The organism is Geobacillus sp. CCR (genome assembly GCF_052906625.1).
On record NZ_JBREBQ010000001.1, the window covers coordinates 15,757 to 36,283 of the forward strand.

Annotated in this window: 34 protein-coding genes; all 34 read right to left on the bottom strand. The window is 46.5% G+C overall.

Annotation, left to right across the window (positions count from 1 at the left end; translation table 11 throughout):
* Entirely contained in the window at nt 1-480 is a 480-nt protein-coding gene (locus ACVBDQ_RS00115) for a phage neck terminator protein (RefSeq protein WP_446662953.1), read from the bottom strand.
* Nucleotides 477-818 carry a hypothetical protein gene (locus ACVBDQ_RS00120; protein ID WP_446662954.1) on the bottom strand — a complete coding sequence of 114 codons (342 nt, stop codon included), beginning with the start codon at nt 816-818 and terminating at the stop codon, nt 477-479. Before ACVBDQ_RS00120 ends, ACVBDQ_RS00115 begins: the two co-directional genes overlap by 4 nt.
* An 11-nt stretch (nt 819-829) precedes the next feature.
* Nucleotides 830-1,336, bottom strand: a complete 507-nt coding sequence (locus tag ACVBDQ_RS00125) for a hypothetical protein (RefSeq protein ID WP_446662955.1) — start codon at nt 1,334-1,336, stop codon at nt 830-832.
* Entirely contained in the window at nt 1,333-1,641 is a 309-nt protein-coding gene (locus tag ACVBDQ_RS00130; protein ID WP_446662956.1) for a phage head-tail connector protein, read from the bottom strand. The genes ACVBDQ_RS00125 and ACVBDQ_RS00130 overlap by 4 nt, the downstream gene beginning before the upstream one ends.
* The gene (locus tag ACVBDQ_RS00135; protein WP_446662957.1) at nt 1,641-1,862 is read right to left on the bottom strand and encodes a hypothetical protein; all 222 of its coding nucleotides are present in this window, start codon (nt 1,860-1,862) and stop codon (nt 1,641-1,643) included. The genes ACVBDQ_RS00130 and ACVBDQ_RS00135 overlap by 1 nt, the downstream gene beginning before the upstream one ends.
* The gene (locus ACVBDQ_RS00140) at nt 1,859-2,764 is read right to left on the bottom strand and encodes a phage minor head protein (protein ID WP_446662958.1); all 906 of its coding nucleotides are present in this window, start codon (nt 2,762-2,764) and stop codon (nt 1,859-1,861) included. The genes ACVBDQ_RS00135 and ACVBDQ_RS00140 overlap by 4 nt, the downstream gene beginning before the upstream one ends.
* Nucleotides 2,761-2,913 carry a hypothetical protein gene (locus tag ACVBDQ_RS00145; RefSeq protein WP_446662959.1) on the bottom strand — a complete coding sequence of 51 codons (153 nt, stop codon included), beginning with the start codon at nt 2,911-2,913 and terminating at the stop codon, nt 2,761-2,763. The genes ACVBDQ_RS00140 and ACVBDQ_RS00145 overlap by 4 nt, the downstream gene beginning before the upstream one ends.
* Nucleotides 2,914-2,966: 53 nt before the next feature.
* Nucleotides 2,967-3,836 carry a phage major capsid protein gene (locus ACVBDQ_RS00150; protein ID WP_446662960.1) on the bottom strand — a complete coding sequence of 290 codons (870 nt, stop codon included), beginning with the start codon at nt 3,834-3,836 and terminating at the stop codon, nt 2,967-2,969.
* A gap of 14 nt (nt 3,837-3,850) precedes the next feature.
* The gene (locus tag ACVBDQ_RS00155; RefSeq protein WP_446662961.1) at nt 3,851-4,555 is read right to left on the bottom strand and encodes a DUF4355 domain-containing protein; all 705 of its coding nucleotides are present in this window, start codon (nt 4,553-4,555) and stop codon (nt 3,851-3,853) included.
* Nucleotides 4,556-4,671: 116 nt separating this feature from the next.
* Complete coding sequence (locus ACVBDQ_RS00160; RefSeq protein WP_446662962.1) at nt 4,672-6,042, bottom strand: phage portal protein; 1,371 nt, start codon at nt 6,040-6,042, stop codon at nt 4,672-4,674.
* 218 nt (nt 6,043-6,260) lie between these two features.
* Nucleotides 6,261-7,541, bottom strand: a complete 1,281-nt coding sequence (locus ACVBDQ_RS00165; protein WP_446662963.1) for a PBSX family phage terminase large subunit — start codon at nt 7,539-7,541, stop codon at nt 6,261-6,263.
* Nucleotides 7,531-8,397: a terminase small subunit gene (locus tag ACVBDQ_RS00170; RefSeq protein ID WP_446662964.1), complete on the bottom strand. Its 867-nt coding sequence runs from the start codon at nt 8,395-8,397 to the stop codon at nt 7,531-7,533. The genes ACVBDQ_RS00165 and ACVBDQ_RS00170 overlap by 11 nt, the downstream gene beginning before the upstream one ends.
* A 57-nt stretch (nt 8,398-8,454) precedes the next feature.
* Nucleotides 8,455-8,832, bottom strand: coding sequence for an HNH endonuclease (locus ACVBDQ_RS00175; RefSeq protein ID WP_446662965.1), 378 nt, complete (start codon nt 8,830-8,832; stop codon nt 8,455-8,457).
* Nucleotides 8,833-8,834: 2 nt separating this feature from the next.
* Entirely contained in the window at nt 8,835-9,122 is a 288-nt protein-coding gene (locus tag ACVBDQ_RS00180; RefSeq protein WP_446662966.1) for an ImmA/IrrE family metallo-endopeptidase, read from the bottom strand.
* A gap of 484 nt (nt 9,123-9,606) precedes the next feature.
* Nucleotides 9,607-10,071 carry a hypothetical protein gene (locus ACVBDQ_RS00185; protein ID WP_446662967.1) on the bottom strand — a complete coding sequence of 155 codons (465 nt, stop codon included), beginning with the start codon at nt 10,069-10,071 and terminating at the stop codon, nt 9,607-9,609.
* A gap of 401 nt (nt 10,072-10,472) precedes the next feature.
* A complete protein-coding gene (locus tag ACVBDQ_RS00190) occupies nt 10,473-11,252 on the bottom strand; it encodes a helix-turn-helix domain-containing protein (RefSeq protein WP_446662968.1) in 780 nt (259 codons plus the stop codon).
* A gap of 123 nt (nt 11,253-11,375) precedes the next feature.
* The gene (locus ACVBDQ_RS00195) at nt 11,376-11,807 is read right to left on the bottom strand and encodes a transcriptional regulator (RefSeq protein ID WP_446662969.1); all 432 of its coding nucleotides are present in this window, start codon (nt 11,805-11,807) and stop codon (nt 11,376-11,378) included.
* A gap of 146 nt (nt 11,808-11,953) precedes the next feature.
* Nucleotides 11,954-12,289: a hypothetical protein gene (locus tag ACVBDQ_RS00200; protein ID WP_446662970.1), complete on the bottom strand. Its 336-nt coding sequence runs from the start codon at nt 12,287-12,289 to the stop codon at nt 11,954-11,956.
* Nucleotides 12,286-12,531 carry a hypothetical protein gene (locus tag ACVBDQ_RS00205; protein ID WP_446662971.1) on the bottom strand — a complete coding sequence of 82 codons (246 nt, stop codon included), beginning with the start codon at nt 12,529-12,531 and terminating at the stop codon, nt 12,286-12,288. Before ACVBDQ_RS00205 ends, ACVBDQ_RS00200 begins: the two co-directional genes overlap by 4 nt.
* 59 nt (nt 12,532-12,590) lie before the next feature.
* On the bottom strand, nt 12,591-13,385 hold the full coding sequence (gene thyA / locus ACVBDQ_RS00210; RefSeq protein ID WP_446662972.1) for a thymidylate synthase: 795 nt from the start codon (nt 13,383-13,385) through the stop codon (nt 12,591-12,593).
* Between the two features lie 11 nt (nt 13,386-13,396).
* Nucleotides 13,397-13,825, bottom strand: a complete 429-nt coding sequence (locus tag ACVBDQ_RS00215) for a hypothetical protein (RefSeq protein ID WP_446662973.1) — start codon at nt 13,823-13,825, stop codon at nt 13,397-13,399.
* Nucleotides 13,826-13,829: 4 nt separating this feature from the next.
* Nucleotides 13,830-14,057, bottom strand: a complete 228-nt coding sequence (locus ACVBDQ_RS00220) for a DUF3310 domain-containing protein (RefSeq protein WP_446662974.1) — start codon at nt 14,055-14,057, stop codon at nt 13,830-13,832.
* A 14-nt stretch (nt 14,058-14,071) separates the two neighbouring features.
* A complete protein-coding gene (locus ACVBDQ_RS00225; protein ID WP_446662975.1) occupies nt 14,072-14,362 on the bottom strand; it encodes a hypothetical protein in 291 nt (96 codons plus the stop codon).
* 170 nt (nt 14,363-14,532) lie between these two features.
* Nucleotides 14,533-14,709 (bottom strand): hypothetical protein, encoded by a 177-nt coding sequence (locus ACVBDQ_RS00230; protein WP_318549334.1) that lies wholly within the window; start codon nt 14,707-14,709, stop codon nt 14,533-14,535.
* Between the two features lie 11 nt (nt 14,710-14,720).
* The gene (locus ACVBDQ_RS00235) at nt 14,721-14,900 is read right to left on the bottom strand and encodes a hypothetical protein (RefSeq protein WP_446662976.1); all 180 of its coding nucleotides are present in this window, start codon (nt 14,898-14,900) and stop codon (nt 14,721-14,723) included.
* Between the two features lie 17 nt (nt 14,901-14,917).
* Nucleotides 14,918-15,571 (bottom strand): hypothetical protein, encoded by a 654-nt coding sequence (locus ACVBDQ_RS00240; RefSeq protein ID WP_446662977.1) that lies wholly within the window; start codon nt 15,569-15,571, stop codon nt 14,918-14,920.
* Between the two features lie 236 nt (nt 15,572-15,807).
* On the bottom strand, nt 15,808-16,320 hold the full coding sequence (locus ACVBDQ_RS00245; protein WP_446662978.1) for a dUTP diphosphatase: 513 nt from the start codon (nt 16,318-16,320) through the stop codon (nt 15,808-15,810).
* Nucleotides 16,277-16,510 carry a hypothetical protein gene (locus ACVBDQ_RS00250; RefSeq protein WP_446662979.1) on the bottom strand — a complete coding sequence of 78 codons (234 nt, stop codon included), beginning with the start codon at nt 16,508-16,510 and terminating at the stop codon, nt 16,277-16,279. Before ACVBDQ_RS00250 ends, ACVBDQ_RS00245 begins: the two co-directional genes overlap by 44 nt.
* Nucleotides 16,511-16,936: 426 nt before the next feature.
* Nucleotides 16,937-17,119 carry a hypothetical protein gene (locus ACVBDQ_RS00255; protein ID WP_446662980.1) on the bottom strand — a complete coding sequence of 61 codons (183 nt, stop codon included), beginning with the start codon at nt 17,117-17,119 and terminating at the stop codon, nt 16,937-16,939.
* 12 nt (nt 17,120-17,131) lie between these two features.
* A complete protein-coding gene (locus ACVBDQ_RS00260; protein ID WP_200899930.1) occupies nt 17,132-17,299 on the bottom strand; it encodes a hypothetical protein in 168 nt (55 codons plus the stop codon).
* Nucleotides 17,300-17,507: 208 nt separating this feature from the next.
* Nucleotides 17,508-18,335: an ATP-binding protein gene (locus ACVBDQ_RS00265; RefSeq protein WP_446662981.1), complete on the bottom strand. Its 828-nt coding sequence runs from the start codon at nt 18,333-18,335 to the stop codon at nt 17,508-17,510.
* Nucleotides 18,277-19,047, bottom strand: a complete 771-nt coding sequence (locus ACVBDQ_RS00270) for a hypothetical protein (RefSeq protein ID WP_446663006.1) — start codon at nt 19,045-19,047, stop codon at nt 18,277-18,279. Before ACVBDQ_RS00270 ends, ACVBDQ_RS00265 begins: the two co-directional genes overlap by 59 nt.
* A gap of 322 nt (nt 19,048-19,369) precedes the next feature.
* Nucleotides 19,370-20,215, bottom strand: coding sequence for a recombination protein RecT (gene recT / locus ACVBDQ_RS00275; protein WP_446662982.1), 846 nt, complete (start codon nt 20,213-20,215; stop codon nt 19,370-19,372).
* 15 nt (nt 20,216-20,230) lie between these two features.
* Nucleotides 20,231-20,407, bottom strand: a complete 177-nt coding sequence (locus tag ACVBDQ_RS00280) for a hypothetical protein (RefSeq protein ID WP_446662983.1) — start codon at nt 20,405-20,407, stop codon at nt 20,231-20,233.
* Nucleotides 20,408-20,527 lie beyond the last annotated feature (120 nt).

Genomic DNA, 20,527 nt, shown 5'->3' on the forward strand with positions numbered 1-20,527 from the left:
TCACTCTCCTTTAAATGTGATGGTTTCTAGCCATTCTGTCGGCGTTTCGACGATCTCTGTCATACGCAACTGAACATCGAACCCATGTTTGTATTCATAACTGTCTATAAGGAATGTCGTACGATTTTCGACATTTCCTACATTCACCACTGCCACACCGTTGTCTTGCAGGAAGGTTTGTCCCAAAAACAAAAACCATCGGCGCAATTTGTTCACTTGGTCGATGGCAGTTTCTGTTTTGTCCGTATAGACATTGAATGACAACGTCACAAGAAAACTGTCTTCCTGCCGGAGATACAGACCGTCTGCCCTTTCTTCTGATTCCACGTTTGGGCGGCCGCGATCCTTTGTATATGGAGCGGTGATATTGTACGTCGCATACGGGAGCGGCGGCACCGGTGCAGTTGTGTTTACCTGCACGATTCGCAATCCAGTGTCCCGATACGCCTGGGCTATGATATTCTTGATTTTTTCCGTCATGCCCCTCGCCACCTCATATAGTAGATATACACATCGGCATAATCGCTGTAGTCTTTGAAATTCTGAATGGTGTAGCGGTCGCCCTTGAACTCGATTTCCGCCCCTAATTGTAGCGGTTGTGTTGTGTATATCTTCTTGTCTTTCGCTTGATACGTTCCGGCTTCGGCGTATTGCAAATCGTCCTCGGACAGCGGCAACACAATGCCGCACATTTCTGTCCATGTTTCTTCGCCTTCTATCCAATCACCTGCATCATTATAGTAGCCATCGGTTTTCTCGATGTAGATAAACGCGACTTTGAATTCATCCACGAAATCTGCAAACGCAAACGGCTTCATCCCATCACCGCCTATTCGATTTCGTGGCGAATGGCGTTAACCAAACGCCCCGTGTCAATCAGCGGATTGTCTGAACCTTTCCGCTCGATGGTCATTTGGCTGTTAGGCGGATTCTTCAAGTCTCGCATTTTCTTCTGAATCAGTCCGGCAAACTCCATGCCAATCGCATCCATAAATAGTCTTGGATTGACGTTTCCTTCGATCACGTCCGGCGCCATTTCCTCGATCTTCTTGGCGATCTTGTTGATGTTTTCATCGTAGCCGCTTCGCAACCATGACCGCTCCGGTATCTTGATGACCGTTGTCTCCTTTCGCAGCGGATACCCGTTTGCCGCAAACCACGCGCGCATCTTTGGCGTCACCGGGATTTCCGCTCCGTACTCGTGCACCGCACCGATCATGACGAGTTCCGAGTCATCCTTGCCGAACAACCCCACTTTGATTTGCTTGCCGCCGAGTTGATGAAGGTTCCTGGTGATCTTATCGATGTTGTTGGTGTCCTTGATGGTCACTTTCATACAAATCGCGCCTTTCGTGCGTACGGTTTTAGCAACCGTTCTACTTCGTTCATCGTTCCACCTTCAAAAAAAGACTTGCTCATATCTCCGAGTGATTGAGAAGCGACCCGCCCATCCTCTTGGAACGCTTTAACCAGTTTGGCAACCGCTTGCTTAACATCACCCGGCAAACCGTCGACAAAATCATCTCGACAGTATCGTTTGACGAAGGAAATGGCGTCTTCTAACGCGACTTGCAAGTAAGCATCTTGTGACGTATCAGTGAGCGGGATTTTTAAGCGGATTTTGAGTTCATCCAATGTCATTATCTCAACCGCTCCTTATCCCATAATCGTTTGTCTGTTTCTGCAATGGCTTTTCTGAGTCGGTCTTCTAGCTCTTTTTTGTTTACGTCTTCACCATTCACATAAACGTGAATGTTGTAAATCGTTTGTTTTTGCTCTTGTAAGCGTTCTAAAGCCATGATTTCCTCAAGCGTTCCTTCCAAAATAACTTGACAATCCCCTACAATCACAGTTTTTTTCATGAACGCAACCGCTCCTTTTTCCATTGTTCAAAGGTCATGCCTTCCAACTCTTTCGCATCGACTTTTTCGATACGTTCCACCGAATAAGTCAGAAAACAGCGGCAATTCACATTCATGGAAGCACCTCCACTCATTTGACCTGGCGCTTTTCCAAAAATGCTTCCTAATTTGAAATCCTTGTCCACCGGAACGGTTTGGCCGTCCAACGCCTTGTGCCGATCTCTTACTCGCTGATCGTGCATGGTGTTCCATGTCTTGAGCATAATAACACCATTTTTATGTGCATGTTCAGCAGCATCGTGTTTCGATGACTCCACAACCCGATGCGCTTCCGTTCGCACAATTCGCATCGCTTTGACGCTGTCGCCTTCAAGCGCCTCTTTCAGACGTTTAGCCATCTGCCTATAGGACTCCCCGTGCACCAAACCCTGTGTAATCTCCTGTTGGATGGTATAAATGATCGCCGCTCGGTTTTTCTCCAACCGTTGAGAAAGTGTGAGCCCGGTAATCGGGTTTTCGATCATCGCAGTAATGGTGGAGGCAGGGACGGCGGAATATGCCAACCGACTTAACGTGTCCGTCTCCACCGCCCAGGCAGTGAGATAGTACCCGTCAAGATAGGACTCGCCAAGAATGTCATAGACAATCTTTTTGATGTCCTTGTACGTTGAGCCAAGGAGCCATGAGATGTATTCCATGAACTTCCGTAGGCGATCGTATTTCGCCATCTCGGCATAAGTCAGCTTTCCGTTCACTTCATATTTTTCATACAGCCTTGCCAGTTCTCTACGCACTTCGTTCAAGAGAATGGCATATCGCTTGACGATCTCCCGCTCGCCCTTTTTGACTAGACGGTTGACGAGTCGCTCGATCATCTCATTCGTCTTGTTCAAGTTGTTCATTCGCCATCACGCTTCGTCTTTTTGGCCGGCTTCTTTTCCTCCGTTTCGACCCTCGTCGGTTCGAAGTCGCCGCTTTTCAACAGACGTTTTACGTGTTCTTCGTCAGCAATAAACCACTTTTGTCCCGTTTTTTGATTTTTCACCCACATCGCTAGCACCTCCTTGTTTCAACACCAAGGGGGAGCGAGCAGCCCCCTCTTGGTTATGCCGGTCGTTTCGCACTCAAGACAGCAAGTGCGTAAGGCCGAACCGTTTTCGCTCCGTAGAGATGAAGGCCCTTAACAGCATCTGCAAACCGTTTTTCCGGGCGATAAGCTTCCACTTGATTCACCTGTTCGGCGAACGACCACGCCATCGGATGACCAGCGATGATTTTGTAGTTTTCTTGTACGCCCGATTGCGCGTCGGACGGCACAACCGGAACATTGTTCGACTTCAGCACCAAAAAACCAGCGGCACGCCCGATGACGCCGTTGACCAACCGATCTTCCGCCGGGAGGCTGCCTGTTTTGACGAAACGGTCGTCTTTCAACATAAGGCCCTCAAACCACGGCGGGACAATGACCCAACGGCCTTGCTCCGGCACGTCTGCTTCGTCGAGTTTCACCGACAAGTCCACAAGGTACTCATAGGCATCCGTTTTGGTCGGTTGCACAGGCGACGTGTCGCTCCCGATCGTGTGAGCGGCGTCGACGTAGTGCGATGCGATGAATTGGTCAGCGGCGTTCCGCAACGCGTATGCAGCCTCCCGCATCGCTTCATCCATGAGCTTCGGGTTTTGTTGGATTTTATCAATGTCGTCAACTTGAAAATTGAAAAACTTCGCCTGATCGATAACAAGCGTCCGCGTTTCGTCCGTCAGCGTTTCCGGGTCCGGCATGTTGGCGTTCTTCGTGTAGTCGCCAACAGAAATCCGGCCAATGTTATTGATTTTTACCGTATCACCGTAAGCGCGAATTTCACCTTCATAATCACGGTTGATAACCGCTGCTTGGCCGTAAACTAACGTTCTTTGCAAGTTTTGAAGCAAGCGAGCGCTCCATACAGTAGGGATGAAGTTATTGATTGCCATGTGTTATCCTCCTCCTATTTGCCTTGTAAGAATTTTTCAATGCGTTCCCAGTTTGCGTTGATTTCCTCTGGCGTCATTTTCTCAATCATCTCTCTTGTCAGCGGCTGGGCGTTGTCGGTGGACGGTTTTGGAGTTCGTCCTCCTTCTTTAAATCGAGCTTCCACCGCTTGTTGAACAGCGGCAGAAAAGACTTCTTCCAACACGGTGAGGTTTTTCAGCGTGCTTTCTTCGTCCTGTCCGACAAAAAAGTCAATCAGTTTTGCCGGCAACTGTTTTTCTGTCGCGACAGACAACGCTTTGTTGCGCAGCGTTTCGCGAATTTTTTCTTGCTCGATCTGTTCAAGCTTTTGTTGCAACTCACGAAGCTGTTTTTGTTCCGGCGTCTCCGGCGGGAACCGCTTCGCAATTTCTTCTTCCACCTTCTTTGGAAGCGTCTTTTTCTCATATGTCTTGATCGCTTCCGTAACACGGGAATCGGTGAGCGATTGCAGCCACTTTCTCGCTTCCTCGTTCTCGTTGACGAACTTTTGCACCGCATCAAGTGTTAGTTGTAACCCTTGTGCGTTGCTTTGTCCGCCTTGTTGCCCTCCATCTTGCTGTCCCGCTGGTGGATTGCCGTCTCCACCATCGCCGCCATCTCCACCTTCTGCAAAGAATTGAAGATCGAGACGTAGCGGCAATTCTAAAGATTTATAGAACGGTTGTTTGTTGATTTCCATTTGTTCATTTCCTCCTCCGTCCTTCGCAGTTGCATAAGCCCCTGCAAAGTCCTGTTTTTGTTCGAGCAGTTTAACGTCATACTCAGGACAAGAACGCAACAAAAAAGAGAACGCCCTCACACGAGTTCGCTCTCTTGGTTTTCTGCATCATCTTGGTTTGTTGTATCGTTTGTAAACGAATCAAGGTCAATCATATCTTCTTTTTCCTGTCTCATAAGCTCTTTCTCGTATTGAACATCATCAATGTAAGGGATTTGCGACAATAACGTATGATCACTATGAATTCCTTTCATTCTCGACGCAAATTCCGCTACATACGCAAGGTCAATCGGAATATTGCGTTTGAATTCCCAAAAGATGTCCAAGTAATCAATGTCAATGTTTTTCTTCTTCCATGCACTGCATAGCACTTTGAATTGTTCACGAAGTCCTTTGCCAAATTTCCTTGCTTTCGTTCCCGCTTTGTTTTCCAATGCAACCAATTTCCATTTGCGGCTTTCTCCCGTTTGTGCGCCACCGCTGAATTTTTCATCAGACATATCCACGCTAGCGGAAAACTTGTGAATGTTCTCGTTTAACGTTTTCTTGTTGTTCTCGACGAATGTGTCATTGATATTCTTGGTAATAAAGAACACATCGCCGTTTTCGTCAATCTCGATACCACCTGTTTGCTTCATTTTCTCAATGGTTTCTTGGTCAATCTGTACACCCTTGAAGCCCATATACGCATTGGCAAACGTTTCGATTTCATTCACGGAGTCACTGACAATCTTGTCATATGCGTCAATCAATGCTTCGACTTTTTCAAAATCCCCTTGTTCCTCATCGTTGTTCTGGAAGCGGATGAGCGGCACATAATCGAATAGATGAGGTTGGCTGCCTTCTGAATCCATAACAAAAACGCCATCATCCTCGATAAAGAACGTGACGTTTTTAGAATCGTACCATTCGACTTTCGTGTATTCATTGTTTTCAAGGTCTTTCACCTTGTAATAGCGGATAGCGTGTGTAATTTCGCCACCATCTTCGATAAACACCGCTTCCCACGGGAAAATGTTCATCGCTCGTTCCTCGCCGTTTTTGTCGATATACAACAAACGAGCGGCGTATCCGCAAATACTCATGATCTTGCCCAACTCTGCATCAAGGTCGTCGATCGCGTTGAGCGCTGTAAATCGCGATAATCGATCGTGATAGGTTTCCAATTTTGACTGGTCATAGCGGCGGCCGTCAATGTTGTAAGAAATGGGCTGACCCCACAAGTATCCGACTACTTGGTTGATAATGTAACCCCGGTAGTCGTTCGGGATTTTGTTGTTTGGTTTTTTCGGATCCGAAAGTTGGCGACTCTGAATCGGAACCCCTTCTTGTCGATACCGGTTGTAAAGTCCAATCATGGCATCGCGGTGCTGCTTGTGCCAATCGATAATTTGTTTGATCAAATCACTCGTTACACTCTTAACTGACAATTGTACAGTCGAACGCACAACATCACCTCCCTTTTTATGCAAGTTTTTATGCATTTTAGTCGGGAAATACCGTTTTTGGGACAACGCAGAAACATTGATAAATCAACAATTCATAAATATACAATTTTGATAAATGACCACAAATGATCGTGGTTGCTGATATATCAACAAAATATAGTTTATTTCTGCTTCCGATAGCTGAAATTATGTTAACTGAATAATGCATACGATATACATCAGTACAAAGACGGAACCGCGCGGGCTTTGTTGCCAAACAGCACCGTATTGACAAAGTAGCGGTCGCCATCCATGTGGTGGTCGTTTTGTTTCGCAGGGCGGTCTTCGCCGCGTTCCGCTGCCTTTTCATCCCACACGTACGAAGCGTATTCCCGGAACGTCTCTTTGCAACAATCGTTGTACAGAATCATTTTGTTATTTAGAGCCGTAGCTACATTTCGGATGCCGTCTAGGACATCATTCTCGGCTTTGATGACTTTCATCCCTTTCTGCCGCAACAAGGCAATAAACGAAGCGGCCGACGGATCCACAATCACCCCTTTTAATTTATATCGTTCAATATCGCCAATAAATTCGACCAAGTCCTCGTAATATTCTTGGTCCGTTTTCTGCCTGTTTTGCTTCCGGCCGTCATAATGGTACTCCTTCACCTTGTACCATATGCCGTTGTACAATCCCCACAGACCGAACGTCGTCGGGTTCTGTGTCCCGTAGTCAATTGACACATAATATTTCTCATACGGACGCGGCACCGTTGGGACGACGTGTTCCTCGTTGTTGAACATGTCGTAAATGATGCCTTCTGCCATCACCCACAGACCAAGAATGTAGCGCTGGTAGAACACCCCTCGATACATTCGTTTGTAGCGCTCTTTCACCTGTTCCGATAATGCTAAATTGTCATCCATAGTGAAGTGGAGATGAAGCAAGTTTTTTTCTTCGAGTTTATCGAGATACTCCGTCTTGAAAAAGTGATACGGTCCCGCCGGGTTGCAATTGAACCACAATTTTGCCCCTTCCACCGAGCACCGAGCGGTGGCTTGGTTGACAAACGACTCCGGCATGAGCGCTACTTCGTCGAAGAACATGCCAGCAAGCGTAATCCCTTGAATCAAATCCTGTGACGACTCGTCCTTTCCGCCAAACAAATAAAAGTAGTTCGTCCGGCCGCGGAAGGTGATTGTCAAGTAATTGTCGGCCCGGTGATCCCGAACCTTGTAACCTCGCGATGTCAACATCCGCTTGAGCGGCGTGATCACGTTCCGGCGAAGTGCCCCAATCGTCTTGCCGGCCATACCAAAGTTTTGTTCATTGAACATCTCCATCGCCCACATGACATAGGAAAGCGACATTACAATTGTTTTTCCAGCACGGATGGAACCATCGCAAATGATGCCGTCTTTATCACTGACCGGCGAAGATGGACGCCACCATGTCAACACTTTCAGTTGTTTTTTCGAGAACGGCTTAAATTGAAATGGTGCGGGTTTAATCTTCATCGTCCCACACCTCTTCGATCTTGCCGTCCAGCGCTTCTAGGAAGCCATCGTCTTCATATTCTTCGTGTTCATCCGGTCCAAACGCTTTGTAGTGAGCAATTTTGAGTTTTTCTTCCTCGATCTTCCGTTTGAAGTTATCCGGGAATAGGTCAAAATACAGCGACAGTTTTTCAAGCGCCTTCATCTTGTCGGCAAGCTTGATAGACACGCCGTCTTTGCCTTGCTTCACTTCTGTAACAATAGTGCCGTCAATCATGTGGGAATCTTTAAAATCAACATAGTTGACCATTCTCGTGATTGGATTTCCTTCCTCATCTTCACCAATCTTGATTTCCTTTTTACCGAACGTAACAAAATCAGTAATATCAGCAAAGGCGATTTTAATGTACTCTCGTAGCACATCCATCGCTTCGATGAACAATCCGCTTGTCATTTCTTGTTTGATGCGTTTGATTTCCGCCGCAACCTTAGCGTTTCTTAGCAACCTGCTACCCTCAACATGAGCACTTTCCGGAGCGTATCCCGCTTTGATCGCCGCTTGAGTAGCGTTAAAATTTTTCACGTAGTAAATGCAAAAAAGCCGCTGTTTCTCGGTTAATTCATTGTTTTCATCTATCTCAATTTCAATTGGTTTATCATCATTTATTGATATATCTTTCAGATTGGTAACGCTCCTTTTCTCAATGGTAACGTTACCTTTCAATTTTTGTTCCCATTGGTCTAGGTTTTTCCACTTTCGGACTTGTGTATCAGATACGCCTAATTGAGCGGCAATATCCTTTAGTTTTATCTCTCCGCCGCTTGCCTTCCATATCTCAAATGCCTCATCTCGCCTTGGGTCTCTTTGTCTTGGCATAATTACATGACACCATCCTCCCTTTCGTAGGTAAAATAAAAAGCCCCTCCAGGCAACTTACTTACCCATCTTTACTCCTAATTCACGGTGAATTTCTGTATGACAGTTCCTGCATAACGTGATTAGATTATCCATGTAGTTGCTACCTCCCCGTGAACGCGGGATAATATGATGTGTGTGCAGATCTTGATTGAACGTCTCGTAGTGTTCACGTCTTGTCATTCCACATCGTTGACAAGTAAAATTATCTCTTTTCATCGCTCTGTCTCTCTGGCGTTGATAATCTTCAACGAACAACACTTCAACGAGCCATTTTTCCGCATGCGTTTTACTACAATACCGCCGTCGTTTATCTTTTAGTTCCGTTCCACACCAGCGGCAATATTGAAACGTAACGGGGTTGTCTTTTTCTTTAACAGGTAAAGGAAATTCCATCGCTAATCACCGAATGTAAAATGGTTATCTTTCAACACTTGGTACAGCACATTCGCCACCCGCTCAATCACTTCCTCATCGTATTCCCCGTATCCCGCTTCTTTGAAACAAGCGTGGAGTAACTCATGTATAAATGTTTGTTCTTTTCTTGTTTGGCAAAGGCTCGCATCAAGTTCAATGATTCCTTTATGGTAGTTGATTTGTCCTAATGTATTGAACCTCTCTAAAATCCCATCCACTTCATGGACTTCGTATTCAATGCCGGCCACTTTGACTTTGCTTGGAATCATTGTTTTCCCTCCAAATAAAAAGCACCCGATTATTCGGATACTCTATTTACCGTATCCATTTTACTTCTCACACACCGAGGGAACAGGCATGACACGATCTGTTTCCCTTGCCATTTAGCCCATAAGCATCCTTTGCATGAATGTTTTTCATATGCTTCATTGACTTTTTCTTCTTCCTCGTCCTGATGCCGTATCATGCCTGTCACCTCGCTTTCATGTGTAAACCGAATTCTTCCCCCATTTTCTTGAGTTTGTCCACCCCACCGCCGATCAGTCCGAATTCTACCCATTGCGGGTATTGGAAACGACGTAATGCTTTCTTGAATTCTTTTGTCTTGATCGCTTGGTCTAATTCCGGCTGCCATTCTCCGTAACACTCGCACTTGTTCGTCGTATGGAATCATATCGCACCGCTTTTCGTTTTGCATTTAGCATATATTTACATATCGGTGGCATAATAAAACGCCTGTCATTTAGACAGACGTTATTCGTTCGGAACCCACCAGCCGCAATTTGGGCAATCGATATAGGGAAATTCATGTGTTTCGGTTTCTGGCAAATCAGGATCTTCAGGGTCAGAATAAAGAATCATTTGTTTTGCTCGGTTTTTGCACTTGGGACATTCGACGATTTTATCAAAACGCGTGTTATGCGGCGCTATCTTTTGCGCCTTCAACACCGCACCCTTTGGGCTGTATTCGATCAGGTTGATTTCGTACCCCTTTTGGATAAGCCGGGTAAAGGTTTTATTTGTTTTTTCTTCTTCAGCTTGGTGTTTGTGCATCACATCAGTAAACTTTTGGTTTAATTCATCTAGTTTTTGCAAGGCTTTTAAGGTTTCATTTGCTTCTCGTCGTAATGCTTTCAATCCCTTTAATGCATCAGATACATCAACATCAACTTTTACCCTTAGTGCATGCAAATTGCTCGGCTCGCGCGTTTCCGCCATGCCGCAACACTCCTTTCTAATGATAACGCCACCCCATTTGGGGTGACGTTGTTCGGCCTGCGACAAGACAGGCAACGTATTTAGATCACGGCGCGCTGGCTACGAAAGAGCAGCGCGGGCAACCGTCGACTTTATGGATAGTAGTTTTTCGACGGGCGTTCTCGCAGTAGACTTCATCTCGCGACCAGTCGCGGAACAATTTCCCTCCGCAACGTGGGCAAGCCATATGCTCCAACTTATGCCACGGCTTCAGCGCCGAGGCGTCGAAACGATACTCACAAGTCGGCGGCGCGACTTCTAACCGTCCAGGCAGAACAACATTACCATCTCCTTATTTCTCAATATCATATTACATCAGAAAATCCCTTCAAAAGTATCATGATAGTATCATTTTCTAACGCTTACCGAAACTTGATTATTGTGGTCACATCATACGTTTCGTTGTCAATTTCGTCCTCCCGATCAAAGTAGATACATTCAGACTTCCCACTTCTTGTCATCCAGCTAGGCATCTCATAGCACCCCTCGCTGTTGATCGCCTCTTTTAGCACTTCCTCGAACACCACGTTTTTGGCGTGTTCGGCAACAAAATCATAAAAACGTTTCATGTTATACACCTTCACGTTGCCATAAATGAACGGGGTGTCTGGGTTTTTTAATGCCAGCCGTAAATATTTATCCACTACCGGATCATCGCTTAAATACATGTTCATCTCCTCCTCGGTCTTTAGTTTTCCGGCCACCCTAACCATTCCATCATGCGTCACCAACCATGTCCCTGCACTTTTTCGTGCTTCGTTGGCCCGGAATTTCCCGCGATAAATCCACTGCCGCACTGTTACCTCTGCCAGTCCCCATTTCTCTGCCGCCTCCTGCGCCGTATAAACCGTAAACAGCGCCGACGGTTTGCCGTCAAGCAGTTCCACCTCAATTGCATATTCGTCGCCAACTGGATAGCAATGAATTTCCACTTCCGCTATCTTATCACCCGATTCGTCCGTGATCTCAACCGTCCGTTTGTGCAAGCCGTTAATCTGCTCGTCAGACAAAACATCATATTCATATGCGCCCGGAATGCAAGAGAATACATCTCCCAAAATGTCCGCAAATACTTCAGCATTTTTTATCGGTTCGCTTACCTGTTTTGTAAACAACATTTTCATGATCTCGCGTTTGTTCATCGTTCTCTCCCCCTCATCATTGTATCTAATCCGTTACACTTATAATATACCACGATTTTGTAACGTATTCAATACATTAAACAATTTTTTTAGATTTTTTTGCAACAAAAAAAGACGCCCCTTTTAGGCGTCCGTCTCTCCTAACATCTCGGCGATTGCATACACAATCTCGTCGCGCCACCGCAAACATGTAATCCGTGACACATGCAGCTGCTCGGCGATCCCGTCCCATGTGTATTTCTGTGGCCGTGTCCAATATTTCAACCGAACGAGCTTCTTCTTTTCCTCCGGCAACGATTCATACACCGTTTTGATCGCACCCGTCACCCGTTCTAACGTGTCGAGCCGCCGGTGCGTCAGCAGTTCGATTGTCATCCGTTCTGTCGGGCTGGACGGGAGGTTGCCTCTCCCGCCGCCTACATTTTCATCCGTCGTGATCTTGACGCCGTACAAAATGTCGTTCCGCAATCGCCGTATCTCTCGAACATAATCGTGATAGTGGTACAGGTTGTGTTCAACGTATCGAACGATACCTTTGTGTAGTTTTGTTGTCATTTAGTCCCCTCCCTATTCCCGTTCGAAGTCCGGTCTTTTTTTATGTCCAGACCTATGCCTTGCAATTCTGCGTTGCTGTCTGGTCATATTGATTCACGAGCTTATACCCATGCAGCTGGTACTGTCTCACTTTCCATTGATGTAGATCATTCGGCTCCCTCCAATGCTTGTAATGCTTGTTCGGCTTTTCGGAGTGCATATATATCACTTGATGCTTCTCTAATATCTTTGAAGATTTCTTTACACCGTTCAATTTTGGTTTGCGCTTGTTGGAGTTGTTGTACAAAACCGACAATAGCATCTAATAAAGCGTTATATTTTAAATTTAGATGTTCAATCTTCTCCGCTTGTTCGATGAGCCAATCTTTATCCTTTTCATCCATTTGAACCATTGAAATAATACCGGTGTCGCCATAAATTTCGAACGGTTTAACGTTCTTGTAGCGAGTTATAATTTCATTCAATCGCTCTTTATCGTTCATGTCTCTCCCTCCAATATCGATTTGATTCTTTTCGCAAATTCCTTTTGCGAAGGTGGCCTAAACCAATCCGCTAGCGTGTAATGCTTTTCACACTCTTCACAGATGGAATCTATTCCTTCAGCAAAAAGAATGCCGATTAAGACCTCTTTGTACTGCCCACAATACGGGCAACGGATTCCTTCTTCCGAAAAATCATCGATAGCCATCTGCCGCGGTATTGTTTTGTTCCAAGGTAGATTCATTCCATCCCCTCTTTTCCCCCATAAACTCCAAATTTTGTCCGCACCGATTAACCCCCTTTTCAAACCGCCACCGTTGCTTTAATCGCCGGATGCGGATCGTAGCCGACGATTTCAAAGTCGTCGTATTCATAGTCAAAGATAGACGGCGGCTTCCGTTTCAGCACAAGCTTCGGCAGCGGGCGCGGCTCGCGCGTCAGCTGCAGTTTCGCTTGTTCCAGATGATTTTTGTACAAATGGACGTCGCCACCGGTGAAAATCAATTCGCCAACATCCAGCCCGCACTGCTGGGCGATCATATGCGTCAAGAGCGCGTAGCTGGCGATGTTAAACGGCAGCCCTAAAAACGTATCAACGGAGCGCTGCTGCCACATGCACGACAGCCGGCCGGCCGCGACATAGAACTGGAACGCATAATGACACGGCGGCAACGCCATTTGGTCGAGTTCTCCGACATTCCATGCGCTCACAAGCAACCGCCGCGAATTGGGGTTGCGTTTGATTTCCTCAATCGTCCTTGTGATCTGATCGATTGTTCCACCGTCTGATGTTCTCCAAGAACGCCATTGGGCGCCGTAAATGCGCCCAAGGTCACCGTTTTCGTCCGCCCACTCGTCCCAAATCGTTACGCCGTTCTCGTTTAAGAAGCGAATGTTCGTATCGCCGCGCAAAAACCACAGTAGTTCATAGATGATCGAACGAATGTGAAGTTTTTTAGTCGTCAGTAACGGAAAACCTTTTTGCAAGTCGAAGCGCAACTGACGCCCGAATACAGAAATCGTTCCCGTTCCCGTCCGGTCTTCTTTTTCAATGCCGTTTTTAAGAATGTCGCGCAACAAGTCCAAATATTGCTTCATAACCCCACCCTCTATTCCTCTGTCGTTATGGACTTAATCATGTCTTTGATCGCGTTTGCTGCCCGTTCATACGTCTGGGCAATCCCTTTCCACGTCACAAAATCCCCTTCATATCCGCCAGCCATTTTCAGTTGCTCGCCCTTCTCGATCCGGCTGTAATATTGCGCGTCTGCGGATGTCTTGCCTTCTTCTTCGCGCAGTCGTTTATATTCTTGTCCTTGCACGATCTCAGCCATGCCTTCATGGTATTTCGCTTTCTTTTTGTACCAGCCCGCAATATGCCATGCCGCGCGTTCTAGCTTGGTATAGACATACTCTAGTTTAGCAAGTTCGTAAGGAGCGAGGGACTCCATCCGCCCCTCCAACTCCCGCGCTTGCTTGAGATATGTCTCATGCATCCGCGCATAGCGCTGGTACTCTTGTGTGTCTGTGTCGTGCATCGTGTCACCCCTTCAGTGCGATCAGCTTCTCAAGATACCACCGCGCTTTTTTCAAGTCCTCCACGCCGTTTTTGTACTGATAACGGCTAATGTATTTTATGATGTTCCCGGTCAGGTAGCCTTCTAACTGCTCTTTCGTCAACTTTGCCGCAATAAAGTCATAAGTCTCAATGCCGCCCACTGTGTAGTGATTCGGATGGTCGACGTTGTCTAGGTCGTATAGTTGCATCATTTGTCCTCCTCTTTTCACTTTTTCATCAACTCCAAAAACTTATCTAAAGGCAACACCACTAGCCACGGTTTCCGATCTGCCTTTAATGCCAGCGCGTCCGGCTTCTCCCTCTCGTCTTCAAGCCACTTGTATAACGTCTGGAAGCCGTTTTTCCGCGCCTTTACCTCCCACCGAATACCTAACCCTTCAACATCGTTCTCGAAGCCTTCTTGGGCGCCAGAAAGGGGAATTCTGCGCCCTCCAATCAGCTTCGCGAACTCCCTTTCCCTTTGTTGTCCTTTCCTGCGTGATTTTCTGCCGCTCATACTTTCCCCTCTCGTATATCCTGAATGATACTGTCAAAGATTTTTATAGCGATTTCGCATGTTTTCTTGTCATCGTCTGATTTTGCACCGGATAGCAGTGTAGCAACGGTTTGCTTGCGTGATTCTAAATACTCGATGAATTTATCTCTCATTCTCCCACCTCACCAATTTCATCGCAAAGGAATCTCGCATTTTATATCTTCATAAGCCCATTTCCCGTCCTTCTTTTTATCCAACATGACAACCACTGTCCCGCTGGATTCACGAACCTCATAGCCATACATAACGTAATCATCGCCAACGCCTAGCTTTTCTCTCGCTATTTTTTCAGCTTCTTTCCATGTCAAAAGTTCCCACCTCACAATAACGACCGTAATTCCGCGATAAACTTTTGCTTCTGCAATACCACCATTTCGCATATCGCATAAAGCACATCATCCGGCTTCGTATTGCGTTTCGTTTCCAGCAATCTTTCAATCTCTTGTTCTTGTTTCCGTATGAGTTGCTGTATCTGTTCCTGCGTTTGTTCTTTTGTCATTTCGCCGATCACCTAACTTATTTGTGTCTGAAAAACCAAACCCCATTTTCTTTTTTCGCTTCGCACCAATCATTCTCAAAATCCAATAACGCCTTTGTTAATGACGGTTTCGGATGTGCATAGTGTGTCTCGCAATGCTCCAATATTTCGCGAATACTCTTCCAATCTCGTTGCCAATACAAATACTCTTTTACTTTTTTGATTGTCAGCTTATATGGCGTGACATGTCCGCCGTTGTTTACTCCACCTTTGACCCATGTTTTTTGTTCTTCGTAAAGGTAATCTTCCCACTTGAACCACTTGAGTTTTTTAGCTGGTCGATTGAATCGGGCAGACATGTAATGTCGAACGTAATTGTAGTGAAAATCCACTGTTAAAATGCCTATTCGTTTGTCTCTCAAAAGGTTTTGTACGAATACTGGAATATACTTTTTGCGTTGTGGAATCGCGATATAGACATAGTGCGCATAGTCCAACCATCTCATCGCTTGTTCGATCAATTCCATTGTTAGTGATGTTTTCATTTCAACGATACATTTCGCTGGACCATGAACTGCTACAATATCCGCCCGACCACACGGCAATTCCACTTCGGCATACACTTCGTATCCTCTTTCCTCAAGCCATTGTTTCACAGGGTCAAATAGGCCTTGTTCTTGCATTTTTGTCATCCTATCAACCACCATCCCCCGTATATGATCGCCGCCCATAAGGGAATGGACAGCGCCACTCCCCATAGGCAGCCGCAGAAAAATTTCATCCTTTCACCTCATGTTCTGCTTTGCACTCGGTACATACGGCAATCAGTCCGTTTTCTGTTTTCTTGATTCGGAAAGCTGTATTACTGCACGGCTTCCCTTCGCTATTTTTTGTCAGACAAATAAGGAATTTATCCATACGCTACACCTCAATAGCCGCTGTTTTGCCGTTCGTGATTGACGGCGTTTTTCCTCATGTACGCTTCTTCTACCTCTTCCCAAGAAAAGCCGAGCATTTCGCCCAAATGAATGAATCTCAATAACAAAAACTCATAATAAAATTTACTATCACCGTCATTGTATAGGCCGATATATAGGTCAGTTACATCGGCCGTAAGGCACAAAAATTGTTCGGTTATGTTGTCTGCTTTGGTTAAATTCCAACTTTTAAGGTCGAGCATGTCCGGCTCTGTGATCTCCAAGCCAACAGACAAGAGAAAATGCAACCCATCACAAAACTCCTCTAATGCCTTCTCGCGGTTGTTTTTCTTGTTACTCCAAAACTTGAAGACTTCCGGCAACTCATTCGCCAGTTCCCCAAGCTCCACTTGAAACGCAAGAATTTTCTTCGCCAGCCGATCTTCCCCCTCTTGACGAGGGTGTTTCTGCTCGATGTATTCATCCAGCTGGCGTTGCATCTCGAATAGTTTTTGTAGATTCATTGTTTTCCCTCCAACTTGGCTTGTACTTATTCACATAATCCACAATGCGGCTGTAGAGGACTTCCCCGATGCCGGGGATGTCCTTCATGCCCTCTACTAGCTCCGCGATCATCTCTACCGCCGCACGTGAGGCTTTTTCTTCTGCTTGCTTCATGCCGTCATGGAAGCCTCGCCAGTAGTCTTTATTCACCTTCTCTCTCACCTCACGTTTAAACCGGTTTATCTCGCCTGTACAGCCGCGTTTCTATGTATGCTATACCTTTCTATTACTCTCGTTGTATCGCGGCTGTACGGGGCGAATACGGGCGTTTATGAGCGCGTCGCCCGTGTGAGTGCCAATTTTATAGATTCAATCTTCGTCATCCCATTCGTCTTCTTCCAATTGACGTTCTAAACTTCACAACACTTCGATCACTTCGCGTTTCTCTTTGTTTTCTAAGTGGCTTGCCAGCACACACCCAACCGCTAAATTGATTGCACGGTATACGTCCATGTGTTATCACCTAGCTAGACGCTTTATTTTGCTCTGTGAGGGGTTTTCCTCACCTTCGGGTATTCCCTATTACCCTTGCAAGAAAAACGCCATATGGGCTAAAATTTGAAGATTTTGAGCGTGTTAGTTTTTTAAACTCCGCAAAAGCTTCAATTGCTTTTCATGCTTCGCCCGCTTCTTGCTGTGCTTCGTGTACTGTATCAGCTTTTCCGTGCGCGCAATATGCCAATCTAGCGATGCTTGCCATACCCATTCGGACGCTCTCGCTAATATCGCGTGTAGCGAGTCTGCTGTTGGTTCAAACATCTTCTTACCTCCTTAATCTTTTAGTTTTTGCATCGCAAGCACATGACGCAACGTGTAGTAGTCCAAGTCGTATACTGACTGTCCGTCGTATTCACGGATTCCACGATCGAGCAGCTGACGAATCATCATTTGGCGTTTCAATTCCCTCGTGATTTGAACTTTTTCATAGAGGATGCCCAACGCGATCACCTTCCTCCCAAGCAATATCCTGCGTGATTCCCAATCGCCCGCATGCCTCTGCCAGTCGTTTGCGCCACTCTCGCAACTTGTCCTCCTCTTCCTTCCGCACTCTCGCTGCATCCTCGCAGTTGCATGAGGTCACCAGCCATGCCCCGTTCATCACTCTTGTGTATAGCCGCCCCGTCCCATCGCATTTCACGCACATGGTTTATGCTCCTTTCAGCCTAAAATCTTCACCTTCGACTTCCAAGAGATATGGACCGCACTGGCCGAGCAGCCGACTGGCAGCTGCATAGCCAATTTTTTCACTCAATGTCCCTCGATCCTCATTGCTGTTGAACACGATTGGCTTTTGCTTCCTGTATCGCTCATTGATGATTTGGTAATACAACGCTTCTTTTGCCTCCGACCATTTAGCTTTACCAATGTCATCCCAAACCAGCACATCCGCGTTGATTGCTCCGTATAGCAGTTGGTTCAATGTCTCGCCTTCGTCGTTCATCATCTTGGCCTGGATCAGCTCGTCCATGAATGTGACGTCAGAGACTACCAGCACATTGAATCCGTCTTTGATCAACCGTTTGGCCAGGGCGATTTGCAAATGGGTCTTCCCCACACCGAAATTGTTGTGCTGTTGCTTCATCTCTGCTCGTTGGCCGGCCGGCAGTTCTCGAAGGCGTTGTTCCCCTAGTACTGCGATGAACCCTAAATTTCTGTCAGACAACTTTTTTGCGCCGTTCTCCACGCTAAATTCTTGCAGGTACTCGACTGTCATGTCATACATATCCTGTTGATATGGTGCTGACCGTCTGAAGTTTTCGAAATTCGCGTGCACGAATTCGTCCGGAATGAGTGCCTGCTTGAACCGCCGTTTCCACGCCTTCCGTTCCCGGCATTCGCAAGGTCTGGCGAATTCATACCCACGCTCGTCTCGATAGAAGAGGAATTCGGTATCTTTGCATCGGGAGCACTCGTAGTCACCCTTTCCATCCCCAAGCTCGTCGTGCTGCTTCAGCTTCTCGGAGGATTTGTTCATATGTCTTTCCGCCTTCTTTCGCAGGTCGGCCAATACCTCGGCGATGTTTGTGAATCGTTCCGCCATCCGCGCTCTCTCCTTTTTGCTCGTGATATTTGCTTAGCAACACTTTGCGCACGTATTCGAAAGAATGGATCTCGTCACCGTTGAATTTTGGTTCATACTCGTCAAACACTTGGTCGATCAGCGAAAGAATGTCATCCAATGGGATTGGCTCTCGCAGAAGCCCTTCTATTGCTTCCTCATCTTTAGGAGAAAGCGATAGTCCTTTTCCTCTGCGTTGGATGTATCTGTTAGCAATCAGTTGGAATGATCGAGCATGGTCGTTGCCTATATCATCATCATCTATTTTTCTATCAGTTATATTTTTTATATCTTTTATATCTTTATTAGATGTGCCGGATGTGGCACTTCTCTCGGACAAATATGGCACTTCTCTATGTTCAGATGTGCCATTTTTGGCACTTCTATCGTCGTGAGATAGGCCATTTTTGTCCTCTCTCTCGTCAAAAGATGTGCCATTTTTGGCACTTCTGTTTTTGTGAACGAACTTCTTCGATTTCCTGACTTTATAAATTTCACCATACGGAGCACGAACCGTTTCGATGTAACCTTCATCTTTTAGTCGAGCAATATTTCTTTTTACGGTCCGCTCGCTTCCGCCAAGTTCGGCAGCGATTTCTGCGAGTTTCACTGGCCGTCCGCCGAGCACGATGCCCAACGTTTCGCCTTCTTCCTGCACTTCCTTGGTTACTTTAGAGATAAGCCATAAGAACTCCCAAATGGCTGGTCCGATCCGTTCTCGGTGTTCGGGGGTAAGAAGCCCCGTATAAACAGGGAAGTAAAAACTGTCGGGCATCGTATCACCTCGGCTTTCCTATTTCTTGATGCATATCGCAAACCCGTTGGTCACACGTTTGACGGTCAGTTCCGGGTACCTCCGCATATACTCTCGTACCAACTGTTTGAAATGCTCCTTGTCTTTGGCCTCCTCCCAAATCCATCTTGGGAGGAGGACTTTATATGTGGGCGGATTATTCAGCATCGAAGACGATCTCCTCTTGTTGAGGTGTTTCTTCTTGCGGCTGCGGATCGATCACCTCGTATGCCTCGGCTTCGATGTAGTCAACCGGTTCCGGATCGGCTGTGATGTCCTTCTTCACCGTCTCGTCTTGCACAACGGCTTGCTGAATTTCAATCGATATCGGCAAGTATTTCCACATATGACGGATGACCGTCTTTTTGGCCATTTCCTCATAGTCTGTTACCCACGGACCGTTATTGGCTGCCCGAGAGCGTTTGCGACGTTTCTCAATTTCCTCTTTAGGCATGAATTCGAATTGATAGCCGCCGTCTTTGAAATGAGCAACGGCATATGCACCAATGAACTCACCACGGTTTGTCATTGCCGGCTTATGAACGAGCTTCGGATGTAAGCCGTACTCGTATTCGAACGTGTCGTTTTCGTAAACAGCATGAGCATAAATGCTTTCGATGTTTCCACTGCGCCGTGCCAGGTCAATCATGCCTTTATAGCCGATGATGAATTGCACGTCAGATTGCCCTGTTTTCCCGTTCTTGAACGGAACGAAATAGCAATGTCCAATGAGTCCCGGTTCTAACCCAAGCTGTGCGGCCTGCATGACTGCGCCGAGAAGAGAAGGAACCGAGCATTCCAACAGTTTCGGATTGGTCCGGATCGTTGTCAGCGCGATGCGCGCCATCCGATCAGCATCCATGTGCTTTGGTAGAGCCTTTTCAATCTCCGGACCCATCTTTTTCAGATATGCCGCGATTGTTTGAGCTGGGGAAGGAGGCGCTGCCTCCGTGTTTTTTGCTTTGTTTGCGAGTTGATTTTTAAGCGTTTGGTTTGTTGCCATACTCTTATGACCTCCCTATTTCCTTTTGAATTGCTGCGCCGCAGGGCAAGTTGCCCAGTGAGGCATATGCCCTTTGACCACTTCACCCTTCGAAGTCACTATTGTTATGACCTCGGCGTCCACCGGCATGGCTTTGCCGGCCGGTGTCTTGATCCACTCGATTTCTCTTCCACAACCTTTGCATTTCGCCAATCCGCTCACCCCCTTTACGCTTGGCAAGCCCGTCAGAAAGGAACATAGATTTTATGTCCGCATTTCACACACGTGCCAATTTCGAACCAATTGTCATCATAGCGATAGCGATATTCGTGT